At 71.1% G+C, this 4,978-nt stretch carries 5 protein-coding genes; all 5 read left to right on the plus strand.

Features of this window, described 5'->3' with window-relative positions; translation table 11 throughout:
- On the plus strand, nucleotides 1-775 hold a 775-nt coding region (locus A7A76_RS11865; RefSeq protein ID WP_206411380.1), incomplete at its 5' end, for a hypothetical protein.
- Between the two features lie 491 nt (nucleotides 776-1,266).
- Nucleotides 1,267-1,857: a TMEM165/GDT1 family protein gene (locus A7A76_RS11870; protein ID WP_206411381.1), complete on the plus strand. Its 591-nt coding sequence runs from the start codon at nucleotides 1,267-1,269 to the stop codon at nucleotides 1,855-1,857.
- Between the two features lie 121 nt (nucleotides 1,858-1,978).
- Complete coding sequence (locus A7A76_RS11875; protein WP_206411382.1) at nucleotides 1,979-3,118, plus strand: GGDEF domain-containing protein; 1,140 nt, start codon at nucleotides 1,979-1,981, stop codon at nucleotides 3,116-3,118.
- A gap of 338 nt (nucleotides 3,119-3,456) precedes the next feature.
- A complete protein-coding gene (locus A7A76_RS11880; protein ID WP_206411383.1) occupies nucleotides 3,457-4,752 on the plus strand; it encodes a nucleoside transporter C-terminal domain-containing protein in 1,296 nt (431 codons plus the stop codon).
- Between the two features lie 4 nt (nucleotides 4,753-4,756).
- Nucleotides 4,757-4,978: PfkB family carbohydrate kinase (locus A7A76_RS11885; RefSeq protein WP_241200887.1), on the plus strand; the 222-nt coding region annotated here is incomplete at its 3' end.

Consider the following 4,978-nt stretch of genomic DNA (forward strand, 5'->3'; position numbering starts at 1 on the left):
CGCGCCCGCACCGGCGCCGCAACCGGCGCAGGCCGATTACCGCCAGCGCCGCCAGGCCGAACTGCGCCAGCGCGCCGAGGCCGGCGACAGCCGCGCCGCCTGCCAGCTCGGCGTCGAACTGCTGCGCTGCGCCGACACCTCCGCCGCGCAGCAATTGCTCGCCTCCGCCGAACACAACGCCAGCGCCTCGCTGGCCCCGGACCAGCGCGCCTACATGGCGCGGATGGAAGACCGCGCGCGCCGGATCATCGCCGAATGCCGCGATTCGCACGCCGACGCGTGGCGCCAGGGCAACCGCTACCTGCGTCAGGCCGCGCTGGCCGGCGAGCCCGAAGCGATGTACCGCTACGCGCGCGGCGACTCGGTGCTGCTGGACTACTCCCACCTCAACACGCCCGAGTTCGACCGCTGGCGCGCCGAGGCCGGCGCGTTGCTGCAGCTCTCGTTCGAAGCCGGCTACGTGCCGGCGCTGTTCGATCTGATGATCGCCTACGGCGACGACTCCTCGCCGACCGCGGGCCTGATCGCCAACGACCCGACCAAGGCGCGGGCGATGCGCCTGCTGGTGGCGCGGCTGACTGCCAAGCCCGCCGATCCGCCGGCCGCGCGCGACGTCGCGCTGGAACCGGCGGCCGCGGCGCTGGCGGCGCAGTGGCAGCGCGATTACTTCGCCGCGGTGAAGCCGCCGCTGCAGCGCCAGCCGCGGGTGATGCCGGCGAGTTTCGCGGCGTTGTATGGCGAGGAAAGCGGCGAGACGTCGGCGTGTTCGCAGTGAGTGCGCGGGACGTGAGGGAATCGCGCGGCGATAGGGCGGTGTCGGCGTAGTTGTGTTGTCGCGGTCGCGGCTTGCGCCGCTCCTACAGTCGGAAACGAAACCGCCAAAAGTCCCTGTAGGAGCGGCGCAAGCCGCGACCGCGACAACACAACCGCGACGCCCGCCCGAGACCCGGCACACCCTCCCGCCGCCGCATTCCGCCACCCAACCGAGAAAGCCTCTCATTTGCTGCATCGCCCGAGCGATGTGGCTACAATGCGCGCACTTTCCTCCTCCGGGGAGTAGCCCATCCGCCGGCGTCAGCTCGCGGGGGCATGCGTCAACACACTTGGCCGGCAGGCCATGGCGCATGAGCGGCAGCCAGCGCGAGCGTCTTTCGACCTCGAGCCAGCGACCACGGGCAAGACCGAAGGCAGGCGTTGCGCGTACCCGGGTCGGGCCGCGCGGCGTTTGCCTTCGCGTCCACGCGAATGCCCGACCCTGGAGCTCTCATGGATCTGTCCCACTTCCCGGCCTGGGTCGTCGCCTCCGCCGTTTCCACCGGTACCGTCGCGCTCGCCGAAATCGGCGACAAGACGCAGCTGCTGGCCCTGTTGCTGGCCGCCCGCTTCCGCAAGCCGATCCCGATCATCGCCGGCATCCTCGTCGCCACCTTGCTCAACCATGCCTTGGCCGCGTGGTTCGGCACCCTGGTCGCAGCCTTCCTCAAGCCCGAAATCCTGCGCTGGGTGGTCGCCGCGAGCTTCCTGGCGGTGGCGCTGTGGACGCTCAAGCCCGACAAGCTCGACGAGGGCGAGACCCAGTTCTCCGCGCGCGGCGCGTTCATCGCCACCACCATCGCGTTCTTCTTCGCCGAGGTCGGCGACAAGACCCAGGTCGCCACGGTGCTGCTGGCGACCCGCTACGAGCCGCTGTGGGCGGTGATCGTCGGCACCACCGTGGGCATGTTGCTGGCCAACGTGCCGGTGGCCCTGCTCGGCGCCCGCTTCGCCGACCGCCTGCCGCTGAAGGCCGCGCGCCTGGTCGCCGCCGCGGTGTTCGCCGCGCTGGCCTTGTGGGTGGCGATCCGCGGCATCGGCTGAGGCCGTCCGCGCCGCCGCGGCCGGTCCGCGGCGGCGGGCGGCGAACCGCGCCTTCCATGACACGGCGGCAGGCCCCGCTCGCGCTATGCTCGCGCGGGGCCGAGCCGAGGGAAGGACGGGGATGTACCAGGGCGTAGGCGGGCGGATGCGCAGCGTGTTGGTCGCGCTGTTGTCGCGCCCGGACGAAATCATGCTCGAGATCGGCGCCGGCGGCGAACTGCTGGTGGCGCGGCTGCGCGCGGTGCTGGCGGCGATGCTGCTGCTGTTGCCGCTGTTCAACGCGCTCGGCGGCGGCAGCGTCAAGGAAACCCTGATCGGCCTGGGCGGCGCGGTGTTCGTCAACGTGTTCTCGCAACTGTGGCTGGGGCTGGCGCGGCGCCAGCGCCGCTACCGCTGGCTGCCGTTCTGCACCGCGGCGTTCGACGTCACCGCCACCACCGCGGTGCTGGCGATGCTGGCCGTGCAGCACCTGCCGGCCGGGCTCAACAGCCTGATCGTGTGGTGCGGCTATCTGCTCGCGATCCTGATGACCGCGCTGCGCAGCGACGGCCGCGTGACCCTGTTCTCCGGGGTGCTGGCGCTGTCGCAATACGGCCTGCTGGTGCTGTGGGTGTTCGCCTCGGCCGGCTCGCCCGAAGACCTGATGTCCAGCGACTACGGCGCGGTCACCATCGGCAGCCAGACCCAGCGCCTGGTGCTGCTGGCGATGATGACCCTGGCGACTTCGATGGTCGTCTACCGGATGCAGCGGCTGATCGAGATGTCCGGCACCGACGGCCTGACCCGGCTGCCGAACCGGACCTGGCTGACCCACCGCATCCCGCGCCTGTTCGACGCGGTGCGCCGCGACGGCGGCAGCCTGACCCTGGCGCTGATCGACCTGGACCATTTCAAGCGCATCAACGACGACTACGGCCACCGCCTCGGCGACCGCAGCCTGCGCCACCTGGTGGCGGTGTTGCGCGAACAGGCCGAGCCCAGCGAATGGCTGGTGCGGCTGTCGGGCGGCGAGTTCCTGCTGGTGATGCGCAAGCCGCTGGGCACCGCGTTCGAGGAAGTCGACGCGATCCGCCGCACCGTCGCCGAGCGCCCGTTCGAACCCGGCCGCGGCGCCGAGCCGCTGTGGCTGAGCTTCAGCGCCGGGCTGGTGACCTTTCCGCAGGAAGGCGGCGACCTGTCGCGGCTGCTGCGCCGCGCCGACCTGCGCCTGCAGCGGGCCAAGCAATCCGGCCGCAACCGGGTGGTGGCGCGCGATCTTTGACCGCCGCGCGGGCCGGCTGAACGATTTGGCCGGATTGTGTCGGGTGCCGCCCGCTTCGCTTAGACGCCGCTTGCGCCGGCGCAAACGCGGCCGCGGGCGCGCTGCGGCGCGGTTTTCGCCGCGTTCCGGCGCGGCCGCGGGCCGCTGCGCCGTGGCGCCAGCCACGAGGTTTCTGCCCGGCCCCGCCCCGGCGACCCGCCGGCCCCGCTAAAATCGCCGGTTTTCGCGCCCTGCGCTGCGCCGCGGCTTGCTGCTGACGCCCGCTGCCACTAGGCTGCGCCGACTAACTATTAGACGTCCAAAACGCCGCCGGGGCTCCGGCGCCCGGGGAGAGTGGAGTGGATTCGATTTTGCGCGTGGGCTTCGGCCTGTTCGGACTGGCGGTGCTCGTCGCCATCGCCTGGGTGTTCTCGGTCAACCGCCGCAAGGTCGACTGGAAGCTGGTCGCTACCGGCATCACCCTGCAGATCGCGTTCGCCGCGGTGGTGCTGCTGGTGCCGGGCGGCAAGGACGTGTTCGACGCCATCGGCAAGGGCTTCGTGCACGTGCTGGAATTCGTCGGCGCCGGCTCGAAGTTCATCTTCGGCGACCTCATGGACATCGGCAAATTCGGCTTCATCTTCGCCTTCCAGGTGCTGCCGACGATCATCTTCTTCTCCGCGCTGATGGGCGTTCTGTACCACCTGGGCGTGATGCAGGCGGTGGTGCGCGGCATGGCCTGGGCGATCACCAAGGTCATGCGCGTGTCGGGCGCGGAAACCACCAGCGTCTGCGCCAGCGTGTTCATCGGCCAGACCGAGGCGCCGCTGACCGTGCGCCCGTACATTCCGAAGATGACCGAATCGGAGCTGATCACGATGATGATCGGCGGCATGGCCCACATCGCCGGCGGCGTGCTCGCGGCGTATGTGGGCATGCTCGGCGCCGGCGATCCGGCGGCGCAGGCGTTCTACGCCAAGCACCTGCTGGCCGCCTCGATCATGGCCGCGCCGGCGACGCTGGTGATCGCCAAGATCCTGGTGCCCGAGACCGGCGAGCCGCTGACCCGCGGCACGATCAAGATGGAAGTGGAGAAGAACACCGCCAACATCATCGACGCCGCCGCCGCGGGCGCCGGCGACGGCCTGCGCCTGGCGCTGAACATCGGCGCGATGCTGCTGGCCTTCATCGCGCTGATGGCGCTGATCAACGCGCCGCTGACCTGGATCGGCGAGCACACCGGCCTGGCCGCGGCGATCGGCAAGCCGACCGACCTGTCGACCATCCTCGGCTTCGTGCTGGCGCCGATCGCCTGGGTCATCGGCACCCCGTGGGCCGACGCCAACGTGGTCGGCGGCCTGATCGGCGAGAAGGTCGTGCTCAACGAGTTCGTCGCCTACACCCATCTGGCCGACATCGTGAACGGCAAGGTCGCCGGCGTGAGCCTGAGCGACGAGGGCCGGCTGATCGCGACCTACGCGCTGTGCGGTTTCGCCAACTTCTCCTCGATCGCGATCCAGATCGGCGGCATCGGCGGCCTCGCCCCGGAGCGCCGCCAGGACCTGGCCCGCTTCGGCCTGCGCGCGGTGCTGGGCGGCTCGATCGCCACCTTCATGACCGCGACCATCGCCGGCGTGCTGACCCACTTCTCGTAAGCGCATGAGCGATTCCACTGCTTCGGCTTCGGGCCGCGTCGTCGTCGTCGGTTCGTTCAACGTCGACCACGTCTGGGCGCTGCCCGCCCTGCCGCGCCCGGGCGAGACCCTGGCCGGCAGCTACCACACCGGCCCCGGCGGCAAGGGCTTCAACCAGGCCACCGCGGCGGCGCGCGCGGGCGCGGCGACCGCGTTCGTGTGCGCGCTGGGCGACGACGCCGGCGGC

The organism is Lysobacter enzymogenes (genome assembly GCF_017168095.1).
GTDB classification, from domain to species: domain Bacteria; phylum Pseudomonadota; class Gammaproteobacteria; order Xanthomonadales; family Xanthomonadaceae; genus Lysobacter; species Lysobacter enzymogenes_D.